The 24,069-nt window shown below is 41.4% G+C and carries 18 protein-coding genes; 6 read left to right on the forward strand and 12 right to left on the reverse strand.

What is annotated here, in order from left to right; translation table 11 throughout:
- Nucleotide 1: 1 nt before the first annotated feature.
- Both RMZ42_RS19105 and RMZ42_RS19110 read right to left on the reverse strand, forming a co-directional pair.
- Complete coding sequence (locus RMZ42_RS19105) at nucleotides 2-1,171, reverse strand: PAS domain S-box protein (protein ID WP_322672873.1); 1,170 nt, start codon at nucleotides 1,169-1,171, stop codon at nucleotides 2-4.
- A 1,548-nt stretch (nucleotides 1,172-2,719) separates the two neighbouring features.
- Nucleotides 2,720-4,012 carry a hypothetical protein gene (locus tag RMZ42_RS19110; RefSeq protein WP_322672874.1) on the reverse strand — a complete coding sequence of 431 codons (1,293 nt, stop codon included), beginning with the start codon at nucleotides 4,010-4,012 and terminating at the stop codon, nucleotides 2,720-2,722.
- 660 nt (nucleotides 4,013-4,672) lie between these two features.
- On the opposite strand from RMZ42_RS19110, the gene RMZ42_RS19115 reads away from it, so the two are divergent.
- The gene (locus RMZ42_RS19115) at nucleotides 4,673-5,131 is read left to right on the forward strand and encodes a tellurite resistance TerB family protein (RefSeq protein ID WP_322672875.1); all 459 of its coding nucleotides are present in this window, start codon (nucleotides 4,673-4,675) and stop codon (nucleotides 5,129-5,131) included.
- Nucleotides 5,132-5,382: 251 nt separating this feature from the next.
- On the forward strand, nucleotides 5,383-8,064 hold the full coding sequence (mutS, locus tag RMZ42_RS19120; RefSeq protein WP_322672927.1) for a DNA mismatch repair protein MutS: 2,682 nt from the start codon (nucleotides 5,383-5,385) through the stop codon (nucleotides 8,062-8,064).
- 72 nt (nucleotides 8,065-8,136) lie between these two features.
- Here the strand turns inward: mutS and RMZ42_RS19125 are convergent, their stop codons facing one another.
- The 6 genes from RMZ42_RS19125 to rpmI all read right to left on the reverse strand — a co-directional run bounded on the left by RMZ42_RS19125 (nucleotide 8,137) and on the right by rpmI (nucleotide 13,475).
- Complete coding sequence (locus RMZ42_RS19125; RefSeq protein WP_322672876.1) at nucleotides 8,137-8,706, reverse strand: peptidylprolyl isomerase; 570 nt, start codon at nucleotides 8,704-8,706, stop codon at nucleotides 8,137-8,139.
- A 342-nt stretch (nucleotides 8,707-9,048) separates the two neighbouring features.
- Nucleotides 9,049-11,031 (reverse strand): primary-amine oxidase, encoded by a 1,983-nt coding sequence (locus tag RMZ42_RS19130; protein ID WP_322672877.1) that lies wholly within the window; start codon nucleotides 11,029-11,031, stop codon nucleotides 9,049-9,051.
- Between the two features lie 406 nt (nucleotides 11,032-11,437).
- A complete protein-coding gene (locus RMZ42_RS19135) occupies nucleotides 11,438-11,962 on the reverse strand; it encodes a tetratricopeptide repeat protein (RefSeq protein ID WP_322672878.1) in 525 nt (174 codons plus the stop codon).
- A 111-nt stretch (nucleotides 11,963-12,073) separates the two neighbouring features.
- Entirely contained in the window at nucleotides 12,074-12,889 is an 816-nt protein-coding gene (locus RMZ42_RS19140; protein WP_322672879.1) for a transporter substrate-binding domain-containing protein, read from the reverse strand.
- A gap of 12 nt (nucleotides 12,890-12,901) precedes the next feature.
- The gene (gene rplT / locus RMZ42_RS19145) at nucleotides 12,902-13,258 is read right to left on the reverse strand and encodes a 50S ribosomal protein L20 (protein ID WP_322672880.1); all 357 of its coding nucleotides are present in this window, start codon (nucleotides 13,256-13,258) and stop codon (nucleotides 12,902-12,904) included.
- Between the two features lie 19 nt (nucleotides 13,259-13,277).
- Nucleotides 13,278-13,475 (reverse strand): 50S ribosomal protein L35, encoded by a 198-nt coding sequence (gene rpmI / locus RMZ42_RS19150; RefSeq protein ID WP_109007939.1) that lies wholly within the window; start codon nucleotides 13,473-13,475, stop codon nucleotides 13,278-13,280.
- 115 nt (nucleotides 13,476-13,590) lie between these two features.
- Here rpmI and RMZ42_RS19155 point away from each other — a divergent pair, with 115 nt between their 5' ends.
- Complete coding sequence (locus RMZ42_RS19155) at nucleotides 13,591-14,130, forward strand: GrpB family protein (RefSeq protein WP_322672881.1); 540 nt, start codon at nucleotides 13,591-13,593, stop codon at nucleotides 14,128-14,130.
- Nucleotides 14,131-14,134: 4 nt separating this feature from the next.
- Here the strand turns inward: RMZ42_RS19155 and RMZ42_RS19160 are convergent, their stop codons facing one another.
- From RMZ42_RS19160 to RMZ42_RS19175, 4 genes are all read right to left on the reverse strand, one after another.
- A complete protein-coding gene (locus tag RMZ42_RS19160) occupies nucleotides 14,135-14,857 on the reverse strand; it encodes a hypothetical protein (protein WP_322672882.1) in 723 nt (240 codons plus the stop codon).
- A 208-nt stretch (nucleotides 14,858-15,065) separates the two neighbouring features.
- On the reverse strand, nucleotides 15,066-17,486 hold the full coding sequence (locus RMZ42_RS19165) for an ATP-dependent helicase (protein WP_322672883.1): 2,421 nt from the start codon (nucleotides 17,484-17,486) through the stop codon (nucleotides 15,066-15,068).
- 255 nt (nucleotides 17,487-17,741) lie between these two features.
- Nucleotides 17,742-18,494, reverse strand: a complete 753-nt coding sequence (gene aqpZ, locus RMZ42_RS19170) for an aquaporin Z (protein ID WP_322672884.1) — start codon at nucleotides 18,492-18,494, stop codon at nucleotides 17,742-17,744.
- Nucleotides 18,495-19,552: 1,058 nt separating this feature from the next.
- Complete coding sequence (locus RMZ42_RS19175) at nucleotides 19,553-20,641, reverse strand: RuBisCO accumulation factor 1 (protein ID WP_322672885.1); 1,089 nt, start codon at nucleotides 20,639-20,641, stop codon at nucleotides 19,553-19,555.
- A 305-nt stretch (nucleotides 20,642-20,946) separates the two neighbouring features.
- Between RMZ42_RS19175 and RMZ42_RS19180 the strand changes: the two genes are divergently transcribed.
- The 3 genes from RMZ42_RS19180 to RMZ42_RS19190 all read left to right on the forward strand — a co-directional run bounded on the left by RMZ42_RS19180 (nucleotide 20,947) and on the right by RMZ42_RS19190 (nucleotide 24,059).
- Nucleotides 20,947-21,891, forward strand: a complete 945-nt coding sequence (locus RMZ42_RS19180) for a response regulator (protein WP_322672886.1) — start codon at nucleotides 20,947-20,949, stop codon at nucleotides 21,889-21,891.
- Nucleotides 21,892-21,973: 82 nt separating this feature from the next.
- Nucleotides 21,974-22,678, forward strand: a complete 705-nt coding sequence (gene ubiE, locus RMZ42_RS19185) for a bifunctional demethylmenaquinone methyltransferase/2-methoxy-6-polyprenyl-1,4-benzoquinol methylase UbiE (RefSeq protein WP_322672887.1) — start codon at nucleotides 21,974-21,976, stop codon at nucleotides 22,676-22,678.
- A gap of 145 nt (nucleotides 22,679-22,823) precedes the next feature.
- A complete protein-coding gene (locus RMZ42_RS19190; RefSeq protein WP_322672888.1) occupies nucleotides 22,824-24,059 on the forward strand; it encodes a DUF445 domain-containing protein in 1,236 nt (411 codons plus the stop codon).
- The last annotated feature ends 10 nt before the right edge of the window (nucleotides 24,060-24,069 follow it).

The following is a 24,069-nucleotide window of genomic DNA, read 5'->3' on the forward strand; positions in this document are numbered from 1 at the left end:
ATCAATCAACATCTCTCAAGATAATATGTTTTTTTAAGTCGAAACTGATTCTACCTTCTTCTTGTAATTTCCCCATCAATCGTGTAATTGTTACTCTAGTGGTACAGCAGGCGCTAGCAATATCTTCGTGAGTAAAGCGAACATTTAGGCGAGTTCCCTCTGGTACAGTTTCACCCACTTCTCGTTTCAAAAGTTGTAATAGATGCTGTAAGCGATCTTGTACTCGCCGTCTACCAGAAATAGCTAAAAAAGATTCTGTTTGCTGTAATCGCTGCTTAATTTTTGGTAGAAGTGTATGACTCAGTGTTGCAGAAGCTGATACTTCTGCTACATAAACTGACACTAACTCAACATCAGCAAGCGCTGTTGCTTGGTAAATGTCTAAAGATGTCAAACTAGAACCAAAAACCATTCCTGGTGTTGCCAATCCAATCAGCACTTCTTCACCCGTTTCACAGTAGGTACTGAGTTTAACCAAACCCTGAGAAACATACCAAATTGCTAATGGGTTGAGGGGAATAGTTTCTCCTTTATCATATTTATGTAGGGGGCGATTGTTGAAAATGTCATTCTTGTCTTTAACTTTTACTGATTCTAATTGCTGACGCTGGGTTATATTACGCACCATCCAGCGCAGAGAAATTGCCTTACCCTGCTGATTGCGGACAACTGTTACTGTCAAAGCTGCATAAAATAACTCGCCATAACGTTGTTGCAAACGTACCAATAACTCTTGAACTTTGTCTGATTGCGATAGCTGTATCAGTTCGTTGCGAACTTGCTGACGTTCTTCTAGAAGGACAAAGTTAACTATTGGTTTTCCCAGTAAAAAATGCTTGGAAACATTCAACAACTTAGCTGCGGTGAGGTTAGCTTCTTGGATAATTCCTTCTGTATTAGTCACTAAATAGCCGTCTGGCGCTAACTCGAATAAATCTTGGTAGTAATGGCGCTCTGCTTCTAACCAATTCCGTGTTTTTATTAGTTCCTCGTTTTGCTGATAAAGTTCATCTGCCGCTAACTGTGCTACCTTTGAGGTATTATGGAGTTCCTTAAAAGCTTCTGGCAACAAATCAGGGGAAATCCAAGGTAATAAACTAGCAGTTTGGTATAAATCTGCTAAACGCTTGTGCAATATTTCTGTACGTTGGACAAATTTTTCTATGTTCACTTTAAATTCCCGCTATTTGCTTGCAAAAGTTAAGCAAAAAAACCTAGTAAGTAAATCTTTGAGAAAATTGCAGTATACTTAATTTTATTGAGTTATAAATTTAATAGGTTGTAAATTGCAATTTTCACGTAATTGAAGTAATAAAGTTAGATTTATTTTGGGTTTTTGACAATTTTTATCATATAGTCGCTACAAATGAGCCAGTTTTTAAATGACACATATACCATTCAACCTAAATGCTTAAAGTAAATTGAATCTAGCAAATTACAAAGCATCCACTTATATATTTATTTAGCCAAAATTTTACTGGCTTTTGTTAAGTATTACTTCTACCATTGGTGGTAAAATTCTGTTAACTTAGCTAAATACGAGTACCAAATCTGCCATCTAAGATTATGCTAATTTTTGACTAAACTGATAAGTAAGTCAAAATAATGACTAGCAAAGAGCAGATACTACACTCGGAAAACCCTACATTTCAACTTTAATTTTTGACTATTATTGTTGAATCCGCTTTGTAATTCCCCCAATAAATAATTTAGTGCTAATAATAATTGTTTCCGTTTATTACTAAGAGGATGTTTGGAAAGCTATGTTTGTTATCCAAAGTATCTAATATCACCCCTAACCCCCCGATGTATTGGGGGGGGGAAATAGTCTCTCAAAGCCTCCTTTTATAAGGGGGGTTGGGGGGTAATGTCAAAATTTAATATGCTATACGACACTTTTCAAACATCCTCTAAGAATAACTGATAAGACTTTCCCCAACTTCCATCACAAGAATTAAGCAACTACTACCAAAGATATAGAATCTAAGTTAAGTTTGTGGGTGATTCTGAATACTTTGCCTATTAATAAAATTCATAACAAGATTCCCAACTTCTTTAAGAGGATGTTTTAAAAGTATTATTGCTAACACCAAAAGCTTAGAAATCTAAACCTTACTCCTTTGTAGGGGTTAGATTTCATGTCTACGCTAGGTACTTCTCCTTTAGCGAAGACCTTCCAATTTCTTTAAAAAGTTGGGAATCCAAGCCTTTCCATCTTCAAATTCATTATAAAACTATCTGACACGGGTAAGAGTAAAACTATTGAGAACAAGCAATGGTCGAACTTCTATATCTAGAATTGCAAAGATAAATATTAATAAGTTAAAAAGGTTTGTATAGCCAATCACATCTGAACTTAATAATTATCCGTCTCTTTAGTTAGAGGATAAATGAAGTAGTAAGCTGGTGTAATTTAACAATGCGTAACAGCTAATCAACGCGCAAGTTACAAGGAGTGATGAGTGAGGTGTCAATGCAATAAAATCTCATCACTCCTTTTTACTTACATCAGTTTATGAGCCAATAGGCTTGGGTTAGCCCCAAAAACCTTAAACTATGTAGTAGCGCTAGTAGGTTGGGTGGAGGCTTTGCCAAAGCCAACATTCTGATATATATTGGGTTGCGCTTTGCTCCACCCAACCTACCTTTAATGCACAATTTTTTTGCTTGCCACGCCACTACAATTTTTCTTAACTGAACTGTATTGGTTTATGAGCTACTAACGAATACCATCATTATCAATGGCGCTGTAACTGTCGCTAGGGAAAAGCCCCAACCAAGGGTCAGAACTAGGAGTTAAAAATAGTTGTCCGTATACTTGTTCATTGAGCGCTTCCACACTCCTTGTTTGCTTACCCTGCATAAACCATTGATGAATTTGGCTATGCAGCATATATTCATTTCTAACTGTATCTAAAGCCATTGTGGCTTCAAAATTTTTCACTATTATCGGCAAATTATCTTCTTCAGTGTTGGCAGATTGAGATTTTTTAGCTCTAATTAGAGAGATGCTGTTTCGATCTAGCTTGACATCGGCGGCATAAAGTTGAGCAATTTTGTCCCAAACTTTCTGGTCAGTAATTTCAGCTAAGGCGTTTTGATTCCGTTCAGCATCAGACTGGAGAGCAGTTAACATTGGCGTTTCAACTCTCATTTTAGAAACTGCTAGAGAGCTTGCTATTTCTGCTGTCGGTGGTTGACTGCGATTGTTCGGAATTTCTACCAACTTAGGGGGAGACTGGATACCCAGGCGGGATAAATCTGCAACCCATTGGCCTTGAATAGAATTTAAGCGATCGCTGTGGTATTTTCTTAAATAAGACTCGCGATCGCTTGGTGTAAGTTTACTGTAATTTTTTACTGCTAATTCAGCTTGCTCTAGCTGACGCAAAAATGCTTTGGGACTATACAACCCTGGAATAGCATCGATTGGACGACCTGATGCATCCAATACATAATGAATGCTATTGCCTGTAATCGTTCGCTCCAACTTGCGTCCGTCGCCAAAATCAATAGTTACTTTGGGTACAGGACGCACTGATTGCCAATGCAAAATGAAACGGTCTTGAAGCAGTTTAGAAATTTCCACATTCGGATACAGTGCTACCCTGAAGAACCTACTATTAGCACAACTCAAATCTTGATCCAGCCTACCCAATAACCGCAGAGATAGAATAGGTTTACCACTGGTTCTAGCAGCAGCTTTGGCTTGTTCTATATCAGTGTACCAATACAAACGAGAGGCGTAACAGTCGCGTTGTTGACAAAGTTCGTCTAAAGCTAGCCGAAGTGCAGGGGAAGGTAGAACTGCTCCTGAAGAAGCGGTATTTAACGTATTAGCATGGGATTTAAGAAATACTTCTAACCCTTTTGGGCCCTGTTTCCGAAGTACAGAAACTTCTTGAGATAGCTTGGAGGTTTCAGCTACAGGAGTTTGAGCATCAGCTATCTGCACAAAACCGAAGCTGACTAGGATGAGTGCGAAAGGATATTTGCAGGCTCTAAATTTCATATATTTTCAGATATTTTCAAGAAAAATAGGGGGTGTGAATGAGGAGCATCCGGTTTTGGCAACAACAAATAGAAACAATTTGGTTGACACTCTTAACATTCCACTGTAAGCCAGAAATTTTAATCCTAGCGTTTACAGCAGTTTTGTAGATTTATTTCATTAAAACTTCAACGAAATAATTACGAGTTTGTCTGTATTTTTACTCATTTTTCATATCTATTTGTTATTTGAGAATAAATGAAATCAGCAAATGCGATCGCTAAATCAATAAATGCGATCGCCAAAATAACATTATGTGTACACACAAGTCGAATTACCCCCTTAATCCCCCCTTAGAAAGGGGAAAAATCTAGTTCCCTCCCCTTTATAAGGGGAGGGTTAGGGTGGGGTAAAACCTTGGGTTTTTCAGCTATTTCAGACTTGTGTGTACACAGTATCCTTTTAGGCTACGCAGGGTACACAAGTACTAAAAATCTTATCGCTTAAAGAAAATTAACCGTTTTTATACGCAGATGAATATATTCTCTGCGTATTTTTTATGAAAAAAAGATTCATCCCAATGTATATTTCCGCATTATTTTGGGAATCATAAATCGAGGAAGCATGATAAACCGCAAAATATGACTTCCTGAAATATCACGTAACTTTTAGAGGATAATTATGTCTAAACGCAAGTTGCCCAAAGGCCGTAGTGTTAGTTCAGTTGCTATAGAACCAGAAGTTGCGATCGCAATTCTTGGGTTATTTTCTGCTGCGGCTGATGGTGAGGGTATTTCTTCCACAGAAGAATATGCTTTGAGTGAATTTCTCGGTCGGGTTGACTTATTTGAAGATTACTCTGAAGAAGACTTTGAAGAATTGACCGAAAAAGTCGTCAGTTTGATTGAAGAAGAAGAACCAGAAGATTTAATCGCCCAGTCTATCGAATCCTTACCCAATAGAAATTATCGCGAAGCTGCATACATCACAGCTATCTTAGTAGTAGGGATTGATGAAGAAGTACCCGAACACGAACAAGATTATATTTCTGAACTTCAAGAAGCCTTAAATATTTCAGACGAACGCGCACAAGAACTCATAGACGCAGTGTTCGGAGAAGAAGAAGAGGAAGAGGAGTAATATTTATTGACTTGCAACCTCAGTCATCTACTATCTTTAATTTGAGGTTGCTAATTTAGAATATGAAATAATTTTGTTTGGGTTAAGTTGTTCAGATTCCCGGCTTCATGAAGAAGTTGGGAATTTTGCATTGTATCAAAATTAACATTTGTCAGATAAAAGTAAAATATCCTTGAGCGATCGCCATTCAACTTTCACATCACGTTATCATCGGATCTTGGGGAATTTCCGTGCATAACTCGATAGCATCTATGACTGCCTCTCACTCCGAAACTCCATCTACCAAGCCCGATGCAAGTACTTTTATTTCTGACCATCTACAGGTGGATCGCAGTAAGCTAAGTCAAATGTACTTGCATTATGTCGAGACGAAGGATAAATATCCTCACGCGGTATTGCTGTATCGGGTAGGAGATTTCTTTGAATGCTATTTCCAAGATGCTGTAAAACTAGCGCAAGAATTGGAATTAGTTCTCACTAGTAAGCAAGCTGGGGAACAAGGACGGGTGGCGATGTCTGGTGTTCCACATCACGCTTGGGAACGCTACGCGACAATGCTAGTAGAAAAAGGCTATGCAGTAGTAATTTGCGATCAAGTTGAAGATGCTTCTGAAGCTGCTGGGAGATTGGTGCGGCGGGAAGTAACGCGCATTCTTACCCCCGGTACTTTGCTAGAAGAAGGAATGCTCAAATCCAGTCGCAATAATTACTTAGCAGCAGTAGTAATTGCCGCAAATCATTGGGGTTTAGCCTATGCAGACATCTCCACAGGGGAATTTCTTACCACTCAAGGTAGCGATTTAGAACATTTGACCCAAGAATTAATGCGCTTGCAACCTTCAGAGGTGTTAGTTCCGACAAATGCGCCCGATTTGGGTAGTTTGCTGCGTCCGGGAGAAACTTCGCCACATCTTCCTGAGTGTTTGCCACCATCATTTTGTTATAGTTTGCGATCGCAACTTCCCTTTTCCCAAGGTGAAGCTAGACCGAGATTATTGCAGAAATTTAAGGTGCGATCGCTCGAAGGACTCGGTTGCGATCGTCTTCCTCTCGCCGTCCGTGCGGCTGGTGGTCTTCTGGAATACCTGGAAGATACTCAAAAAGAAAACCCTGTCACCCTTCAGAGACTCCGCAGCTACACTGTCACCGACTACCTAATTGTTGACAATCAAACCCGCCGTAACCTAGAAATTACCCAAACCGTTCGAGATGGCACTTTTCACGGTTCCCTACTTTGGGCGTTAGATAAAACTAGTACAGCAATGGGTGGGCGTGCTCTGCGGCGGTGGTTGTTGCAACCTCTACTCGATATTAAAGGCATTCGGGCACGACAAGATACCATCCAAGAATTGATGGAAAATACGCCCCTGCGTCAAGATTTGCGGCATTTATTAAGGCAAATTTACGATCTAGAACGCCTTACAGGAAGGGCGGGTTCTGGTACAGCTAATGCTAGAGATTTAGTAGCTTTGGCAGATTCCCTCTCACGTTTACCGGAATTATCCAACTTAGTAGTTGAGACGCGTTCTCCATTTCTCAAAGCTTTGCAGAAAGTCCCAAGTGTGTTGGAAGAATTAGCACAAAAGTTACACGCACATCTTGTAGAGTCACCACCTATACTAATTAAAGAAGGTGGATTGATTCGCCCTAGTGTAAATCCCCTATTGGATGAAAGAAAAGCGACTGTAGAAGCAGACCAGCAATGGATTGCCAATTTGGAAGTTGATGAAAGAGCTAAAACAGGAATTTCCACCCTCAAGGTAGGATTTAACAAAACCTTTGGTTATTACATCAGTATTTCTCGCACCAAAGCCGACCAAGTACCCGCTAACTATATCCGCAAGCAAACTCTGACTAATGAGGAACGTTATATCACCCCAGATTTGAAGGAACGAGAAGCCCGAATTTTGACGGCGCGGGATGATTTAAATCAGTTGGAATATGAGATTTTTACAGCATTGCGAGAAGAGGTAGCACAAGAGGCGGAAGTAATTCGCAATCTGTCTCGTGCAGTGGCGGCGGCGGATGTGTTGTGTGGTTTGGCTGAATTGGCGGTACATCAAGGTTACTGTCGTCCCGAAATATTGCCAGGGAGGGAGATAAATATTGTTGATGGTCGTCATCCGGTAGTGGAACAGTCTTTACCTGCGGGGTTCTTTGTGCCAAATTCAACGCAATTGGGTCAAGAGTCATTAGTCATTAGTCATTTGTCATTAGTAGATGACCAAGAACAAATAACAAATACAACTCTTGGAGAGGCTGCGCCAACGACTACGCTCAGTACAAGTGACAAAGGACAAATGACAAATGACTATCCCGATTTAATTATTCTTACCGGGCCAAACGCCAGTGGCAAAAGTTGTTATTTGCGTCAGGTGGGATTGATTCAGTTAATGGCACAAATTGGTAGTTTTGTACCAGCAAGATTTGCCAGGTTGGGAATATGCGATCGCATTTTTACCCGTGTCGGTGCAGTAGATGATTTAGCAACTGGTCAATCTACCTTCATGGTAGAAATGAATGAAACGGCAAATATTCTCAATCATGCCACATCTAGATCGCTGGTACTGTTAGATGAAATTGGTCGCGGGACAGCAACATTTGATGGTCTTTCCATAGCTTGGGCGGTGGCAGAATATATAGCAGTGGATATTCGATCGCGCACAATTTTTGCCACCCATTACCACGAGTTAAATGAACTGGCTAGCATTATCCCGAATGTGGCTAACTATCAAGTGACAGTGAAAGAATTACCCGACCAAATTATCTTTTTGCACCAAGTTCAACCAGGAGGTGCTGATAAATCTTATGGAATTGAAGCGGGGAGATTGGCAGGTTTACCAGCCGTAGTTATTCAACGGGCAAAACAAGTCATGGGGCAAATTGAAAAACACAGTAAGATTGCGATGGGGCTGCAAAATCTTGATGGATAAGCAAGTTTGTAGTAAGGACTTTAGTCCTTATTTTCTAAACACTAAAGTGCTTACTACAAATCGAAGTGTTAATTACTGCCGAAAAATTTCTACTTTTTGTAACACCACTTCTTGATTTGGACGATCTCTAGTTGTAGGCACATTAGCAATCTTGCTGACTATATCTAGACCTTGGACAACTTCACCAAAAACACTGTGATTGTTGTCAAGGTGAGGCGTTGGTGCTTCTGTAATGAACCATTGCGAACCATTAGTACCGCGTCCGGCATTAGCCATCGACAAGATACCTGCACGAGTGTGTCTCAATTCAGGATGAAACTCATCTTCAAATTGATATCCTGGGCCACCAGTACCCCATCGGCTAGCTGTATCTAGATAACGACTCAGAGGATCGCCACACTGAATCATAAAATCAGGGATGACCCGGTGAAAGCGAACTCCATCGTAAGCTGGAGTTCCCTTACCAGATGCATTAGTTTTAGGGTCTTTCCAGTCGATTGTTCCTGTTGCTAGACCGACAAAATTTTTGACAGTGTTGGGGGTTCGCTCTTCTTCCAAACGAACTACAATTTCACCCAAGGAAGTAATTAAACGAGCGTGCAGTGTTCCATCACCGGGAATATTAATTTCTGGAAAGTTCATTAGATATCCTATTTTAACCAGTGCCAGTATTTGAACTATACAAGTTTATCAGCATTCAAGTTACCGCCTTTAGACATGAAAAAAAACCTGAATTCAAGAAGCAGGAGGTCGAAGGCAGGAAACAGGAGGCAGGAGGAACCCACCCTTATAGTGGAATTGAAGCAAGGACGCTTTATACTTTTCTGCGAGACGCTGCGCGAACGCGCTGCACGTCTGAGTATAATTCTTTCTTTAAACGTGGCTCTAAACCCAGAACTAAAGTTTTAATTGATACTCCTAACCTCCTGCCCCCTGCCTCCTAACTCCTGCCTTTTAGTAAGGAAACTTGAGCCAACAAATATTTTACTCTGGTAAATTTATCGCTGGATTCCGGCTAAAGAATCCTCTAGGGACTAGCTTAAAGCCAACTTCGTGAACAGGCATCACCGGCCAATCTTCCGATCGCGGAATATGAGTTACGCCCATTGTGTACCACAGTACGATATCTTCACCCATCAAGGCTTCATCGTCTGCAATATATTTTGGTAAACCCTGTTCGGGTTGAGTTTGGTTGGGATAATCGCCGCCAGCATAAAGTTCAGTAGGTTTATATTTTGTTACCCAGAGGTGATGAGTCGCAAATTCTGCCCTTTCCCGGATTTTTGAGCCTTCCACAGGGAAAAATATCGAGTTTCCACCAGGCATCAGCATATATCCAGGTGCAGCACCGAGAGCATTCTTTTTGTCTGCACTAACAATCATCCATTCTCGACTGCTTTTCATATCCAAATCGCGCACAGCAGCCGTTTCTTTGACTAGTGGGATTTCTGCAAGTGCGATCGCATTTCCTAAAGGATTTTTCTCATCCATCGGCAAAGCTTTCACATTCATTTCCATCACAGAATTAGCCTGACCATCGACATCGAAATCTAGGCGATAATTGAAAAAGTGCTGATGATTTACTCCAAAGATATTCTTAGCAATTAACCGACCATAAGAATCATCCTCAGATTGCTTTTGGGCAGCCGTTCCCTGCGCCAATACAATACCCGTTAATTCATTTTGGACTTCCAAAGTCCCATCTTGGTGAAAGATCCAATTGATGCTGTAATCATAGTTGTCAATGGCTACCGTCATCTTCATCACTAATTCTCGACTGCGACGGACATCATTACGCTGAGTATTATATTCATAATGTTTCCACAGCATTCCGTTGTCGCGCTCGTAGATACCGATAACCTTTGGCATTTGATAAGGTTCTCCCTGCTCATTAGCAAATACAGCATTTAACAACAAGCCATTTTCGGGAATTTCTTTACCTAATTCCATCGTATTTGCTAGTAAACCTAAGTTGTATTCTCCAACATCAAAGGCATTTCTGAACGACCAAGTAGGCTGAGGATCGCCATAAGGTACTACCATTTCTGAAAGGCTAGCGCGGTATAAAACTGGTCGAATATTTTCCCCGTCTTTGTGCGTCACTTGGTAAAGCATTAATCCATTACGAGGATGCATTGAATAGCGAAACTTCCAACCTTGCCAACTAATTTCATTGTCTTCGATCTGGAAACTTCTACCATTAGGTTGGAGTATTTTTAATGCTTTAAGTGGTGACAGTAATTTACCCAAAGATTTGACATCATAATTCCAGTTTTCTTGAGAGAAAGGTACGTTTCCTCTATCAACAAAACTAGCAATTTTACCCGTATTTAAATTGACTGTTGCTAAAACTCCTTCAATCGGACTACCATAATAGTTCCAGCCTTTACCTTTGTAGTAAGATAAGCCGCGACAAAGACGATTACCTGTTGCTTCTTCCTGTTCGCTGAGAATTCCTGGTGCCCACCAACTGATTTTAACTCGATCGAAATCGGTAATTCCCCGCTTTTGCATTGCTTTTTGCCATCGGGGATCGGCTTTAACTACCTGAGTTGCTAGTTCATATTCTGAATTAGCGATCGCAGGTTGAACAGACGGTATTTCTTTCCAAGAACTTAAGGTTTTGCTTTTGAGATCGACAATTCCTTCAAAGGTTTTGTTTTCTGAACGTTCATAGATTACCAAAAAAGCTTTTCGCCCAAAGACTTTACCAGGTGTAAAATTTAGAACTTCTTCTTTATCTGGTTCTTGTAAAGCAATAAGAGGAAAAGCTGCCATTTCGCTCAAATTTTTTTCTCTTTGGATGACAGAAACAGCTGTGCTAATTTCTACCTCAGTTAGTGAAGTGAGAGGATGGGAAATCGAAGGTTGTTGAGCCGTTAATGTTTCCATTAATCCGATTGAGAAAGAAATGACAACAATGATGGCAATAGCTAGCCATAAAAAACGCTTTAGCCGCTTAATCATCTTTTACATTTTTACAAAAGACTTATAGTTATCTATTTCCAAACCTAAGATTGAAAACCGATAAATTAAGAGGCTAAAGCGAAATTAATTATAATAAAATAACTCCACTCTGCAAGTGGGGCTACAGTGTACACACAAATCGAATTACCCCCCTTAATCCCCCCTTATAAAGGGGGGAAACAAGAAAGAAATCTAGTTCCCTCACGCCACGTGCTTCAAGTCGGGCATTGCCCGCCCAACGCAGTGGCTCCCCTTTATAAGGGGAGGGTTAGGGTGGGGTAAAACCTTGGGTTTTTCAGCTATTTCAGACTTATGTGTACACCGTAGGCTTGTGGGGAGGGGAGCTAAAGCACAGGTTTGGCAGGGTGGGGTTTTGGGTATTATGCTTAATTACCTGAACATTATCTTACGCCGAAACTAAACGGCGTAAAGATTCAGCACGACGTTTAGCAATAGAGTTATTTGGAGCTAATTTGAGTGCTTCTTCGTAAGCTTGTAACGCCTGAGTAGTTAATTTTTTCTTCTCATAAGCGTGACCGAGATTATTGAATCCTGTTACGTAGTCTGGTTTAGACTTGAGAGCTTCTTTGTACTGACGAATTGCTAAGTCATATTGCTCTTGGGTAAAATAAACATAGCCCAGCCCGTTGTAGATGGGGGCGATATTTTCTTCTCCGTCTTCTTCAGCTGCTTTGAGAGCTTTTTGAAATAGCGCGATCGCTGGAGAATACATTTTTTTTTCTGAATAAATACTGGCTAACTCATAATATTCTTGAGTCGTACCCTTTTCTTTCTCTAACTTCTTTCGCAACCTGGCAAAAGAGCCTTCAACCTTGCGAGTTTTGAAAATCTGGCGAAAAACACTCACGGCTGCAATTGTGAGTATCACCACCAAAATTGAGAGATAAACAACGGCTAGACTGTTATCCATTACTGCAAATACAAATATTATAAAGTTTGTTATTTGTCATTTGTCATTTGTCCTTTGTCATTTATTATTCGTTTATGACTAATGACCAATGACCAATGACAAATGACCAATTTACGGTAAACCCCAATATTGAGACCGTTGCTGGAGCCAACCTTTTTCTAAATAACGAGCGATCGCTTGATTCACATTTCGTCTAAACTCATCGTACTGCAATCCCTTGGGCATGACTATAGATAAGGGTTCAGTTGATAACTTAGTTGGCAGTAACCGATATTGAGGATATTGTTGTACCCAACCGCTTAGAACACTAGCATCTGCGGCAAAGGCTATTGCGGCATTATTTTCTATTTCCTCTCGCGCTTCTTTATAAGAATCCACTCCTACTAACTCGGCGTTTGGTAGATAGTAGCGCACTTTAGCAATGGTACTGGAGTTATTGAGTACGGCAATTTTTTGTTTTGATAGATCGCTCAACTGCTGCACAGATGCATCTTTTGTAATTAATAGAGTGCCATCCAAATAGTAGGGAACACTGAAACTAACTATGCGGGCGCGTGACTCGGTTGCTGTGACTCTAGCGATCGCAAAATCAACTTTCTTGTCTAAGACTACAGAAAGGCGATCGCGATTCGCTACAGCTTGAAATTTTACAGCTTCGGCTTTACCAACCAAGTCAACTGCCAAACGCTTGGCCAAGTCAATTTCTAAACCTTGCAAATTCCCGTTGTCATCTTTAAATCCCAAGGGACGCAAGTTATCTTTCACGGCAACATTTAAATAGCCCCGTTGCTGAATTTCTGACATTTGGGCAGCAGATGCAGTTAATCCCGTCCCTACTAAAGAAAAGCAAAAAATCCAAAATATAGTGGCGGATAATACCAGATGTAACCGAGTAATTGTTTGCCGTCTGTTACATCTGTTATACATCCCTCACCACCTTTATCCTTTAGCTTGAAGTGCCAATTCAGCAACTTTGCCGAAACTAGCTGGATCGAGGACTGCCAATTGCGCCAACATCTTGCGATTTAGTTGGATATCAGCTTTTTTCAAGTTACCAATAAACTGGCTGTAACTCAAGCCGTGTTGCCTGGAAGCAGCATTGATGCGGGTGATCCAAAGGCGACGAAAATCGCGCTTTTTCTTTTTGCGATCGCGGTAGGCACTCCGTAGCGCCTTCATCACTTGTTGGTTGGCAGTTCTAAACAGAGTTGAATGGGAACCGCGAAAACCTTTAGCTAGTTTGAGAATTTTATTGCGGCGTTTGCGAGCTACATTACCGCGTTTTACCCGAGTCATAATTTATTTCCTAAAATACTTACAAATATGGGAGCATCAAGCGCACGTTAAGTTCATCGCGTTCGTGTACAAGCGCACTCTGACGCATACTACGCTTTTTATCAGAAGATTTGTGTTCTAAAAGGTGGCTTTTGAACGCTTTACGACGGACGATTTTGCCGGTACCGGTGGCACGGAATCGCTTTGCCGCAGCTTTACGAGTCTTTAGTTTAGGCATGGTCTAGCTTTGATTCGACACGATCCATTATTATATACTATTAAAATTGCTATAACTGCAATTAAATAAAGGATTTAGCCAACAGCGATCGCTGTAGACAAACTTAGCTTCACTTATGGATGAGGTCAATATAGTTGAATATGACCCACGTTGGGCGACTTTGTTTACAGAAGAAGCCGAGTGGATTTGGCAGGCACTAGGCAATGACTTAGTTGTAGAAATTGAACATATTGGTAGTACCGCAGTACCAGGAATGGCAGCCAAACCAGTTATTGACATTATGGTGGGAGTGCGTTCCTTGGTAAATGCAAAATCTGCTATTTTGGCTTTAGAATCCTTGGGATACGTTTATTGGCGTGAAAACCCGCGTCCTGGACAGATGTTTTTTGTTAAAGGAATGCCACCATACGGAAAGCAACGTACTCATCATGTTCACATAGTCGAGATTGACAGCGAATTTTGGGAGCGCAAGCTATTTTGCGACTATTTGAGAAAGCATCCTGAAGAGGCGAAACGCTACGAAGTTCTAAAACGCGACTTGGCGGCAAGTTTTCGGAGCGATCGCGAAGCTTATACGAATGGTAAAAATGACTATATCCGTGCTGTGATGGTCAAAGCACGGAATGAGGATATGGGAAAAAACCAAAACCATTGATTATTTAACTTTTTTCAGTGGCGTTGGCTTTGGGATCTAAAATTATTTGCGAAGTGGATTTATTCACATGGTAAATCCAAGATTGCTCTTTAACCTTGACAATCACTTCCCAACCTTCTACGGGGTCGTACTGCTGGGTGCAGACTTCGCCAAAGTTGAATTGACAGAGATTTCCAAAGGTTTTTGGTGTAGTTTGAGTAATTTTTAAATCAGTAATTTCCATCCCCGAACGGTTTGAGGCATCGCTCAAAATTGCATCTGCGATCGCCTTGGGCAATGTTTGTGAAGTACTCACTTTCGGATCTAAAATTCTTTGCTTTCCAGATTTATCTACATGGTAAGTCCACGAATCTTGGCGGACTTTGACAACTACTTCCCAGCCTTCAATGGGGTTGTATTCCCTAGTACAAACTTCTCCAAATTTGAACTCACAGGGATTACCAAAGGTTTTCGATGTGACTTGGGTAATCTCTAATTCGCGTTTACGTACACCGGAACGGAAGGATGCATCTTTTAAAATTTTATTAGCGATCGTTTTCGGCAACTCGTTTGCTTGGGATTGGGATACTTGAGTGTTGTCTTGGTAAGGAATAGCACCAGCAGAAGTGTTTTCAATCAGTCCAAATCCACAAGATAGCAAGCTTGTCAACACCAGCGTCAAGAAAATTCCTCTGGGTGACTGGAAGGTACTTTTAATTACGGCAGATGCTTGGATGATGGATTTCATATATTATGTATTGATTGTTAAAAATTGAACAGATAATATTGCAATTGCAATCATAATTTGTTTGACGTTGCACTCTTAATTCAGTTTCTTTATAAGGAGTGGGGGAGCAGGGAAGCAGAGGAGCAGAGGAGCAGGGAAGCAGGGGAGAATAATTAATAACCAATGCCCAATGCCCAATGCCCCATGCCCCATGCCCCATCCTTTATACTTATTTACTCATTACCGCTAAATTCACCATACATTCAGGAAATTGGCGTTTTAATGCTGGAAACACCGGACAAGGCGCTTGTTCTTGTAAATTGTCTGGTTTACTCCAAGTAAAGGGGGCTTTCTGCGCCGCAGACATCCATAGCAGAAGCTTTGCTCGTGTCATGGCAACATAGAGTAAACGATACTCTTCAGATGTTTTCAAATTCTTTGCCACCTCCCATGCTTGACTAACATCCGGTATGATAGATTCTTCGTGGAGAGTAGCGCGAATTTGGGCGCGAGCTACTTCTGATAAGGTAAAATCGCCTAAAAATTGGCTTTGGGGAGGAACCCAAAATCTGCCAGGAATCAAGTTTTCGTGGAGAAAGGGAAGAAATACATAGTCCCAATCTAGCCCTTTAGCTTTATGCATAGTGATAATTGTCAGTTGACCGCGACGGGTATAACGTTCTTCCGAATCCTCAGTTTCCACTGGTTCAAACCGTTCGGAACTAACAATTTCACTTAAAGCTGACAGCATTCCTCCCATCGAACTATTGCCAGCTATCTGCTGGTTTACCCGTTCTGCAAGTTTATCAGCAGTTGCCAATTCTGCTTGGTCATAATTTAAAGTCAGGGCGAGAAAGGAAATTAGCTGGTAAAGAGGCAATTCTAAACGAGCGCGGAGTAAGCTGCGACACATGCGAGCAGCTTTTTGTACTGTTTCTGGCTGGGGTGGTGCTAGGGGGCCAGGATACAAAAACTCTTCTGGCAGACTAGCAAGGGCGTTGAGGTCTTGGGTAGGAATTAATTGGCGCTGTACTAATGCTTCTAGGGCAGCTTTGAGGTAATCGGGGGAGTGGGGGCGATCGCAAAATTGCAATAATGCCAAAATCTCTTGGGGGACATGGGAACGGCGATCGCGTTCTCCCACATCGTAAAGTGTAATTTTATGCTCTTTGCACAGAGGTGTCAAAGCTTCTGCTAACCATCGTCCTTGACGATTTTCTCGGACTAAAATCGCAGCACTATTTTTTGTTGGATCTTCACCAAATAACTCAATTACTCTTTGAGATAACAATTCAACGGTGTGATGAATATCGCGCGGTGTATAAAGCTCTAATCCTCGTCCTACGGGTGCGGGGTTGGCGTTAGCTTGCGGATCGCCAACTTCCACAGGGCGAATTGTCTGTAAGCGAAATGGTACTTGTCGGTTGTCAGGAATCTGTTGTTTGTTGTTGGTTTTGGTTGTTGCTAACCACTGATTATTGATCCATTTGAGAGCAAAGTTAGCGGCTTCAATGATAATTCTAGTACTGCGACCAGCTCGATCCATCGTTGCCAATCGTTGGATGCGATCGCACTCTTCGCAAAATTGTCGGAAATAAATCGGATCGGCTGGAGTAAAGGTAGAGTTAATCGCCTGGTTAGGGTCGCCAACTCTGACTAAATTGAGTGGGGAGTACGTAGAGACGCGATGAATCGCGTCTGTATTCATCCCCTCATATTCTCGATTACTCGCCAAAATTTCTAACAACTGCGTCTGTAGAGGGCTAGAATCTTGGGCTTCGTCTTCAAAGACGGCGAATATTTGGTTTTGCTCGATGTGACGGGCACTGTCGTTTTCTAAAACGCGCAGTGCGGCTAAAATCATATCGTCGTAATCAATAAAATCACGCGATCGCATCAAGTTTTGATATTGCTCGTACAATCCCGCTGCTACGCTCAAAATTGCATATTCATCTGTGGTTTGCTTACTCCACTCCCGCAACAATTCTGGCGATATCCCAGAACTTTTTGCTTCATGAATGACTGTATTAGCCAATTCTGGTAATACTTCTGTTCGCAGCACCGATTGACGACGCAACCTTTCTGTCTCTTCTCCATCAAATTGATGACCTTCCAATAACCGCAAATATGCATCTGGATTATTTACAATCCATTGTTCTACAGCAGTTCTGATAAAGCGGTGACTTTGGGTTGGTGTAATTAATATGACATTTTCTAACTGCAAACCCGACAAATCAGAATGGCGGTTGGCAATGTTCAACGCTAGACCGTGTAAAGTATAGACAAAAAATCCTGTCTGAGGTAGAGATAAATCATCTCTTAAAAATTTACGAATCTTCGCTTTAATATTGGCAGCAGCAGAGCGAGTAAAAGTAACGACTACCAACTGACGGCGGGAAGATGAACGCTCATATTGACGGGCGATCGCGATCGCCGCCGCCGCCGCCATTCCGGTAGATTTGCCTGCACCAGGAACGGCTGAAATCGCCAAAGGCCCAGATTGCCAATCAGCCATTTGCTGCTGTCCAGGGCGGAGACTGTTGCGGATTGTGAGAATCTTTTCTTCCAAAGAAGGAATGAGCGATCGCTCAGACAATTCTGAGTCGAGTAATTCTTGAATAATAGGAGCAGTAAATTTAGAGTCGGACATCTTAAATTATATATTTTAAATAGATATTGAATTTAATTCCCAAGCCGCAGATATGAATAATCTTCGGTGATTCTTAATCCCAAATTACTAACAAAATACTCCACCGTTCTTGTTTTAACTGTTCTAGTAAACGATCTAGATCAAATGCGTGTATATATACTTAAATATTATGTCAACCCCCTGACTAAACATATAACACTTAGTTAATTTGTTTAGTTAGGGGATTGTTAAGAAAGTTAAACTAGTTCTTTGAGTTTACCGTTCTTCCACAGTTGATTCACTAAAGATAGCTACGTACAACCATCCTGCTAAAATAGCTCCCAAGATAGGAGCTATCCAGAACAGCCAGATTTGCGAAAAGAGTTCTACACCTGCAAATAGAGCAACTCCAGTACTACGGGCAGGATTAACCGAAGTATTGGTTACAGGAATACTAATCAGGTGAATTAAAGTGAGTCCAAAACCAATTGCCAGTGGTGCAAATCCTTTAGAAGCACGGCTATCAGTCACACCCAGAATAATCAGCAGAAACATGAAAGTCATCACAACTTCAGTAATCAGGCAAGCAAACAGCGTGTAACCACCTGGAGAATGAGTACCATAGCCGTTGGTAGCCAGTGGGTTGAAGCCAGTCAGCGTAAATCCAGTTTTGCCGCTAGCAATCAGGTAAATAATCCCCCCAGCAACAATTGCGCCGATCACTTGAGAGAGGATGTAAGGTAGTAAGTCAGACCCCGGAAAGCGCTTACCTGCCCATAGTCCAAACGAAACAGCTGGGTTGAAATGACCACCAGAAATATGACCAAAAGCATAAGCCCCTGTGAGGACAGTAAGCCCAAATGCCAGGGATACACCTACTAATCCAATACCCAATGGAAAAGAAGTATTCTCGCTGATTTTTGCAGCATCTTCTGTGTAGGCGGCGGCTAGAACAGCACTACCACAGCCACCTAAAACAAGCCAGAATGTGCCGATAAATTCGGCCAAACAACGTTTCGTAAGAGACATTTTCAGAAAACTCCTTGTTCAGCTACAAACGAGTAATAGCTATGTTGAATAATGCTTGAGTCATTCCTGTCAACAGGAAATCCATTCCGTTTGTTTGGTTATGAAACTAAATCGAAAAAATAGTAATTTTTTTTCCTCAATAATTGTGGTCATAAAATATGAAGATACTGGAAAAGCTAAAATCCCAAAATAATGCTTAATTTATTAAGCATTTTGCTCTCATAATATAAAACTCATATTTGATTTTTTAAATATCCGTAGGGGAGCCAGTGCATTGCGGTGAATCCAGCGCTGTAGGCGGGTTTCCCGCCGTCTTACTTTTCACGTTATGTGGAAAAGCCACGAAAAACCTAACCCCCTAACCCCCTTCCCAACACGGGAAGGGGGAAAATTCAAAGTCTCTCTCCTTTTAGGAGAGAGAAATAGAAGAGAGGTTTTCCAGATACCGTGAAAAGTCAGTTCCCGCCGTAGGCGACTAGCGTAGCGGTAGCGACTGTGCGTAGCGTTACCAGAAGGGAGGTTTTCGACGCTCGTAAGCGTTGCGTTACGTTATGCGATAACACAATGCCAGTCCGCTCAAGTCGAGCCAGCCGCTTGCGGGGGTTTCCCCCGTTGTGCGGACTGGCGTAGGAAACCCGCCCACAGAAATGGCTACCCTACATTACTTAAATTTTTTCAAAAATCAAATCGTATTGGTATATATCTGTTGAGATTCTTGATCCAGTGCGTTCTATTAAAAGTTATTACGAAATTCAAATAATTTTTGTGCTTTATACACTTTCAGCTTAAAAAATTTGGGTTTTTCCTGTTACAGTCGTTACTTTGTGACTGTTCAGGGGATGTCATCATCACTCAAGATATAGAATTACACAAGTCAGCGAAAAATCAAGGGTTTAGGCAAAGCATTGCCAAGCCAGTGCCAAGTTCATGTTAAGAGAGTTAAAGCAGATGGGGCATTGACTAAACAAAAAATTGAACCAATGCCGCCATTTGCTATCCGCTGTTTGGACAGTCAAAACAAGTTCACATCACGCAGTTAGTTCTGTCTAAAATTAAATTTATTCGTCAATCTGCCAGGAATCCTTAGTTAATTCTTCATCCAGAATTTTCTTAGGACGCACAATGATAATAATTTGTCCTAGTAGAGGAATTTCTGGCTCATTTTCAAACCACTGAAAATCTAATTCACCACCATTTTCAACGACAAAGTAGCTAGAGACATCCCATTCTCGTTGGGCACGATCTATCACAACTAAGACTGGCCCTGTTTGGCTTTGGGTTTGGATGGGGAAGCGATCGCTATTCGCTAAAATCACCACTGGATCTTCTGCCGCCAATAGTACTTGCCAACCTGGTAAGGGAACCCAAGCTTGCTCTCCAGAAAACTTTACCATCCGAAAAGGTTCAATTTCTGTCAGTATGGGCACAGCTTGCAAATCTTGGCGTGATAATGGCAACTCTCCTACTACAGGCAAGATTCGGGGTAACTGTTCTTCAAATTCCAGGCGGTAAAACGGTAAAATTGGCGCTGGACGCTGGGGAACGGTAGTAAAATCAGTCAGTAGTTGTTCGATTTTTTGCCTTGCACCTGGCGTGTGAGCAAAACGCAAACCTTTGGCAATTAGGCGCGATCGCTGTTGTAAATCTGCATTTTGGCGTGCCAGTTTCCAAACTTGGTGAGCAACCGCATCTCCAGGATGAGCAGAAAACCCTTCTGGCAAAGTGCGGAAATAGGAGAACTCTTTAATTGCTTTTGCTATATCCCGTGCCTCATCAGCATCAACATTATGGACAAAGATCAGTTCGGCAGCAGCGGCGCGTTCTTCTTGAGTAAGTAAACGTAACTCGTATAAAACATCGCTGCCACGTGTAGTATAGTGCGATCGCGTTTCTTGCGATACTCCAAACTTTTCCAAAGAATTGTAAACTTGAGAACCAACAACCACCTGGTTTTGTTGAATCGGCTCAAATCCAGTCGCCTCAAAAATTTCTTGGGGGTTGTAACCGATTTTTAGCAACGAGGCGATCGCGGCTCCCCATTCCACCCAGTTGCCTTGTTTTTGCCTCAGCTTTCGGAGTAACTCTTGTGCTACATCGTTTGTAGCATTATCTTCGGGATTCTGAGTGTTGGGTGGTAGATCAGTCATAATCGGAGTGCAAGCTTCAACTTGAGAGGTTAATTAACACCTCATGAGCAAGTATTATTCTAATCTATACCCAGACCTACACCTCATCCACGATCAAAACTGCCATAGTTTTGCTGATTTAGTTAGTTTTTCTAGTGGAACATTTTTTCAGATATTTGGGCAGATAAATTTCCTCTGTAGCGTTCACTATTAGCGTTCTCAAATATGCAAAATAACTCCGTATAAACCCTTGGCGATTTTCGGCTATTCTCAACTAAACTTGGTATGGAATATAACAAGAGAGTGAATATTTAAAGGAAAATCTTATGGATAAACCCAATCTCGAAATTGATAAAGTCCAATCTCAAGTTATGACTCTCGAACGACCAAAAAAGCTGAAAATACTGGTAGTTGACGATGAGCCAGATAATCTCGATTTACTTTATCGCACATTTCGACGTGACTTTAATGTTCTGAAAGCTGATAGTGGGGTGAACGCTCTACAAGTTTTGGCAGCAGAAGGGGAGGTAGCAGTGATTATCTCCGATCAACGGATGCCAGAAATGAAAGGGACTGAATTTCTCAGCAAAACTGTACCTCAGTTTCCCGATACAGTAAGAATAATTCTCACTGGATTTACTGATATAGAAGACTTGGTAGAAGCAATTAATGCCGGACAAGTTTACAAATATATCACCAAGCCTTGGGACCCAGGGGAACTGAAGGCAGTGGTGCAAAGAGCAGCCGAAACCTACGACTTGCTCAAGCAACGTACAGAAGAATTACGCCGCGCTCATGCTCAAATGGCGTTGCTGAGTGTTTTGGTACAGGTAACTCAAGCCGCTTCTAGCTTAGAAGAAACTCTCGCTCCCATTGCTAGGGCTGTGAGTGAAACTTTTGGGGCAGACGGCTGTATTTTACAACTTACAGATGGAAATACTCTAATTGCAACTCAAGGAACTTACAGCTATACAGGTACAATAGAAAATTGGCTATCCCTTGACCCACTAACCAGGGAAGCGATCGCCACGGGACAAATGCAAGTTTCCTTAAATGTACTTAAAGACACTAAATTAGTTGATGCGATTCACTACCAAAATACCGGCGTGCAAGCACACTTAGTCATCCCAATTAGCTACCGCAATCAACTTTTAGGTGTATTGTCGCTACAGTGGAAACAACCTTGCACTTTGCGAGAAGATGAATTAGTGCTAATTAATTTATCAGCGCAACTGGTGGCGATCGCTCTGACTAGTAGTCACTCTCATTAAGGTATTGTGTAGTTGTCATTAGTCATTTGTCCTTTATCCTTGGCAAATGACGAATGACTAGTGACCAATGACTTATTGACCAATGACTAACGAAATTCAGTCCATTTTTAACCGTATTGCTCCAGTTTATGACCAGTTGAACGATTGGTTGAGTCTGGGACAGCATCGAATCTGGAAGGAAATGGCAGTAAAATGGAGTGCAGCTAAACCAGGAGATACTGCATTAGATTTGTGTTGCGGTAGTGGTGATTTAGCTTTACGTTTGGCACGGCGTATCGGAGCAACAGGACAGGTGTATGGAGTGGATTTTTCCCCAAACCTGCTAGAAAAGGCTAAAGAACGCTCACATTCGCAGTACCCGCAACCTGCTATCAGCTGGGTAGAAGCTGATGTCCTCAATTTACCCTTTGACGACAACCAATTTGATGCCGCAACAATGGGCTATGGTTTAAGAAATGTTAAAGATATTCCCCGCAGTCTCCAAGAGTTATACCGGGTTTTGAAGCCGGGAGCTAAAGCCGCAATTTTAGACTTTCATCGACCGAGTAATCCTCAGCTACGCGCCTTTCAACAGTGGTATCTAGACGGTTTTGTGGTACCAGTTGCCAATTATTTAGGCTTAAAAGAAGAATATGCTTACATCAGTCCCAGCTTAGATCGCTTTCCCATCGGTAAAGAGCAAATAGAGTTAGCTCATCAAGTTGGTTTTGCAGTTGCCACACACTACCCCATTGCGAACGGTATGATGGGAGTGCTAGTGCTTAGTAAGTTAGGAGTTATTAGTTAAAAGTTATGAATTATGAGTAGTGATAAATTCTCATTTAAGATTTATCATTCCTAACTCTTAACTCTTGTACAGACGCGATTAATCGCGTCTGTACTGTTAACTCCTAACTCCTAACTTTAAATTCCTAACTTTTTTAATTCTTCCCTTGGACTGGTCTCATCTTTGGCTTTATGTGTCTCCCCCGGTACTGGGTGGAATTATTGGCTATTTCACAAATGATATAGCCATCAAAATGTTGTTCCGTCCTTACCGAGCAATTTATATCGGTGGACGAAGAGTACCCTTCACCCCTGGATTGATTCCCCGCAACCAGGAACGTCTGGCTTTGAACATTTCTAAGACAATCATGGGGTCACTTTTGACACCGCAAGAATTGCAAAATCTGGCGCGGCGTTTGTTGCAAACAGAACGCGTGCAATCAGCAATTCTTTGGTTGTTGCGGTTAGCAATTGAACAAATAAAAACAGATAAAAACGAGAAAAGTGCCAAAATTGTAGCGGGAATTTTGCGGGATTTACTAGGAGAATCTTTGCCACGATTGCTTAAGGTTTTAGCGCGGCGTGAAGATTTTTTAGAAGCGCAGATCAATCAAATTTTTGACCAGATATTGCTAGAATTTCAACTTAGTGAAGAACAAGCTACACGGCTTGCTGATTGGTTGTTGCAAGTAGTTTTACCGCCGGATCTTTTACGCCAAACGATAGTTGATTTTTTGACAGATCGCACGATTCAAATTATCGATGAAGGCTTCCGCGAAAAAACCAGTGGAACTTATTGGGTAGTCGCAAATTTGTTTGGCTTACGTAATACTCTTACACGGCTACGAACTTTTTGTTTGGATGAAAAAGAGGTTGCTAATACTCGCTTGCAGGAATTGACTCAAGATTTGCAAATGCGCGATCGCATTCGGAAATTACTGCAAAATTTATCATTACAAAACTTGCCAATGGGTACGGTTCGTCAACTCCGAAAAACCACCCGCGAAAGTGTCCGCCATTACCTGCAAAATAGTGGCAGCGATTTTTTACAAGGATTAACTGATTCTGTTGATTGGGAAAATATTGCTGTAGTCTTGCTGAATCGTGTTAGTACTTCACCAGTTGTCAGTACTTCTTTAGAAGTCATGAGTCAAGAATTAGCTCTAATTTTAGAGAAGTATTTGGAAAAAGATTTAGAAGCAATTGTGTCGCAAGCAATTCCGATTTTGTCAATAGATCAAGTGATAGTCGATCGTGTCAAATCAACTTCACCTGCTGATTTAGAAGCTGCAATTGAGGGAATTGTCAAAAATGAATTGCAGGCGATTGTAACTTTAGGTGGTGTTTTAGGTTTTGTTGTTGGGTTATTCCAAACAGCGTTTTTAGTTTTAAGTCAATATTAATTTGTCTGTA

Origin of the sequence: Nostoc sp. DedQUE05 (assembly GCF_034530955.1) — a bacterium.
GTDB lineage: Bacteria > Cyanobacteriota > Cyanobacteriia > Cyanobacteriales > Nostocaceae > Nostoc.

Bases quoted from the DNA above. Each gene is read 5' to 3' on its own strand.
- RMZ42_RS19110 (WP_322672874.1), bottom strand. From the start codon at position 4,012: ATGAAATTTAGAGCCTGCAAATATCCTTTCGCACTCATCCTAGTCAGC.
- RMZ42_RS19115 (WP_322672875.1), top strand. From the start codon at position 4,673: ATGTCTAAACGCAAGTTGCCCAAAGGCCGTAGTGTTAGTTCAGTTGCT.
- mutS (WP_322672927.1), top strand. From the start codon at position 5,383: ATGACTGCCTCTCACTCCGAAACTCCATCTACCAAGCCCGATGCAAGT.
- RMZ42_RS19125 (WP_322672876.1), bottom strand. From the start codon at position 8,706: ATGAACTTTCCAGAAATTAATATTCCCGGTGATGGAACACTGCACGCT.
- RMZ42_RS19130 (WP_322672877.1), bottom strand. From the start codon at position 11,031: ATGATTAAGCGGCTAAAGCGTTTTTTATGGCTAGCTATTGCCATCATT.
- RMZ42_RS19135 (WP_322672878.1), bottom strand. From the start codon at position 11,962: ATGGATAACAGTCTAGCCGTTGTTTATCTCTCAATTTTGGTGGTGATA.
- RMZ42_RS19140 (WP_322672879.1), bottom strand. From the start codon at position 12,889: ATGTATAACAGATGTAACAGACGGCAAACAATTACTCGGTTACATCTG.
- rplT (WP_322672880.1), bottom strand. From the start codon at position 13,258: ATGACTCGGGTAAAACGCGGTAATGTAGCTCGCAAACGCCGCAATAAA.
- rpmI (WP_109007939.1), bottom strand. From the start codon at position 13,475: ATGCCTAAACTAAAGACTCGTAAAGCTGCGGCAAAGCGATTCCGTGCC.
- RMZ42_RS19155 (WP_322672881.1), top strand. From the start codon at position 13,591: ATGGATGAGGTCAATATAGTTGAATATGACCCACGTTGGGCGACTTTG.
- RMZ42_RS19160 (WP_322672882.1), bottom strand. From the start codon at position 14,857: ATGAAATCCATCATCCAAGCATCTGCCGTAATTAAAAGTACCTTCCAG.
- RMZ42_RS19165 (WP_322672883.1), bottom strand. From the start codon at position 17,486: ATGTCCGACTCTAAATTTACTGCTCCTATTATTCAAGAATTACTCGAC.
- aqpZ (WP_322672884.1), bottom strand. From the start codon at position 18,494: ATGTCTCTTACGAAACGTTGTTTGGCCGAATTTATCGGCACATTCTGG.
- RMZ42_RS19175 (WP_322672885.1), bottom strand. From the start codon at position 20,641: ATGACTGATCTACCACCCAACACTCAGAATCCCGAAGATAATGCTACA.
- RMZ42_RS19180 (WP_322672886.1), top strand. From the start codon at position 20,947: ATGGATAAACCCAATCTCGAAATTGATAAAGTCCAATCTCAAGTTATG.
- ubiE (WP_322672887.1), top strand. From the start codon at position 21,974: ATGACTAACGAAATTCAGTCCATTTTTAACCGTATTGCTCCAGTTTAT.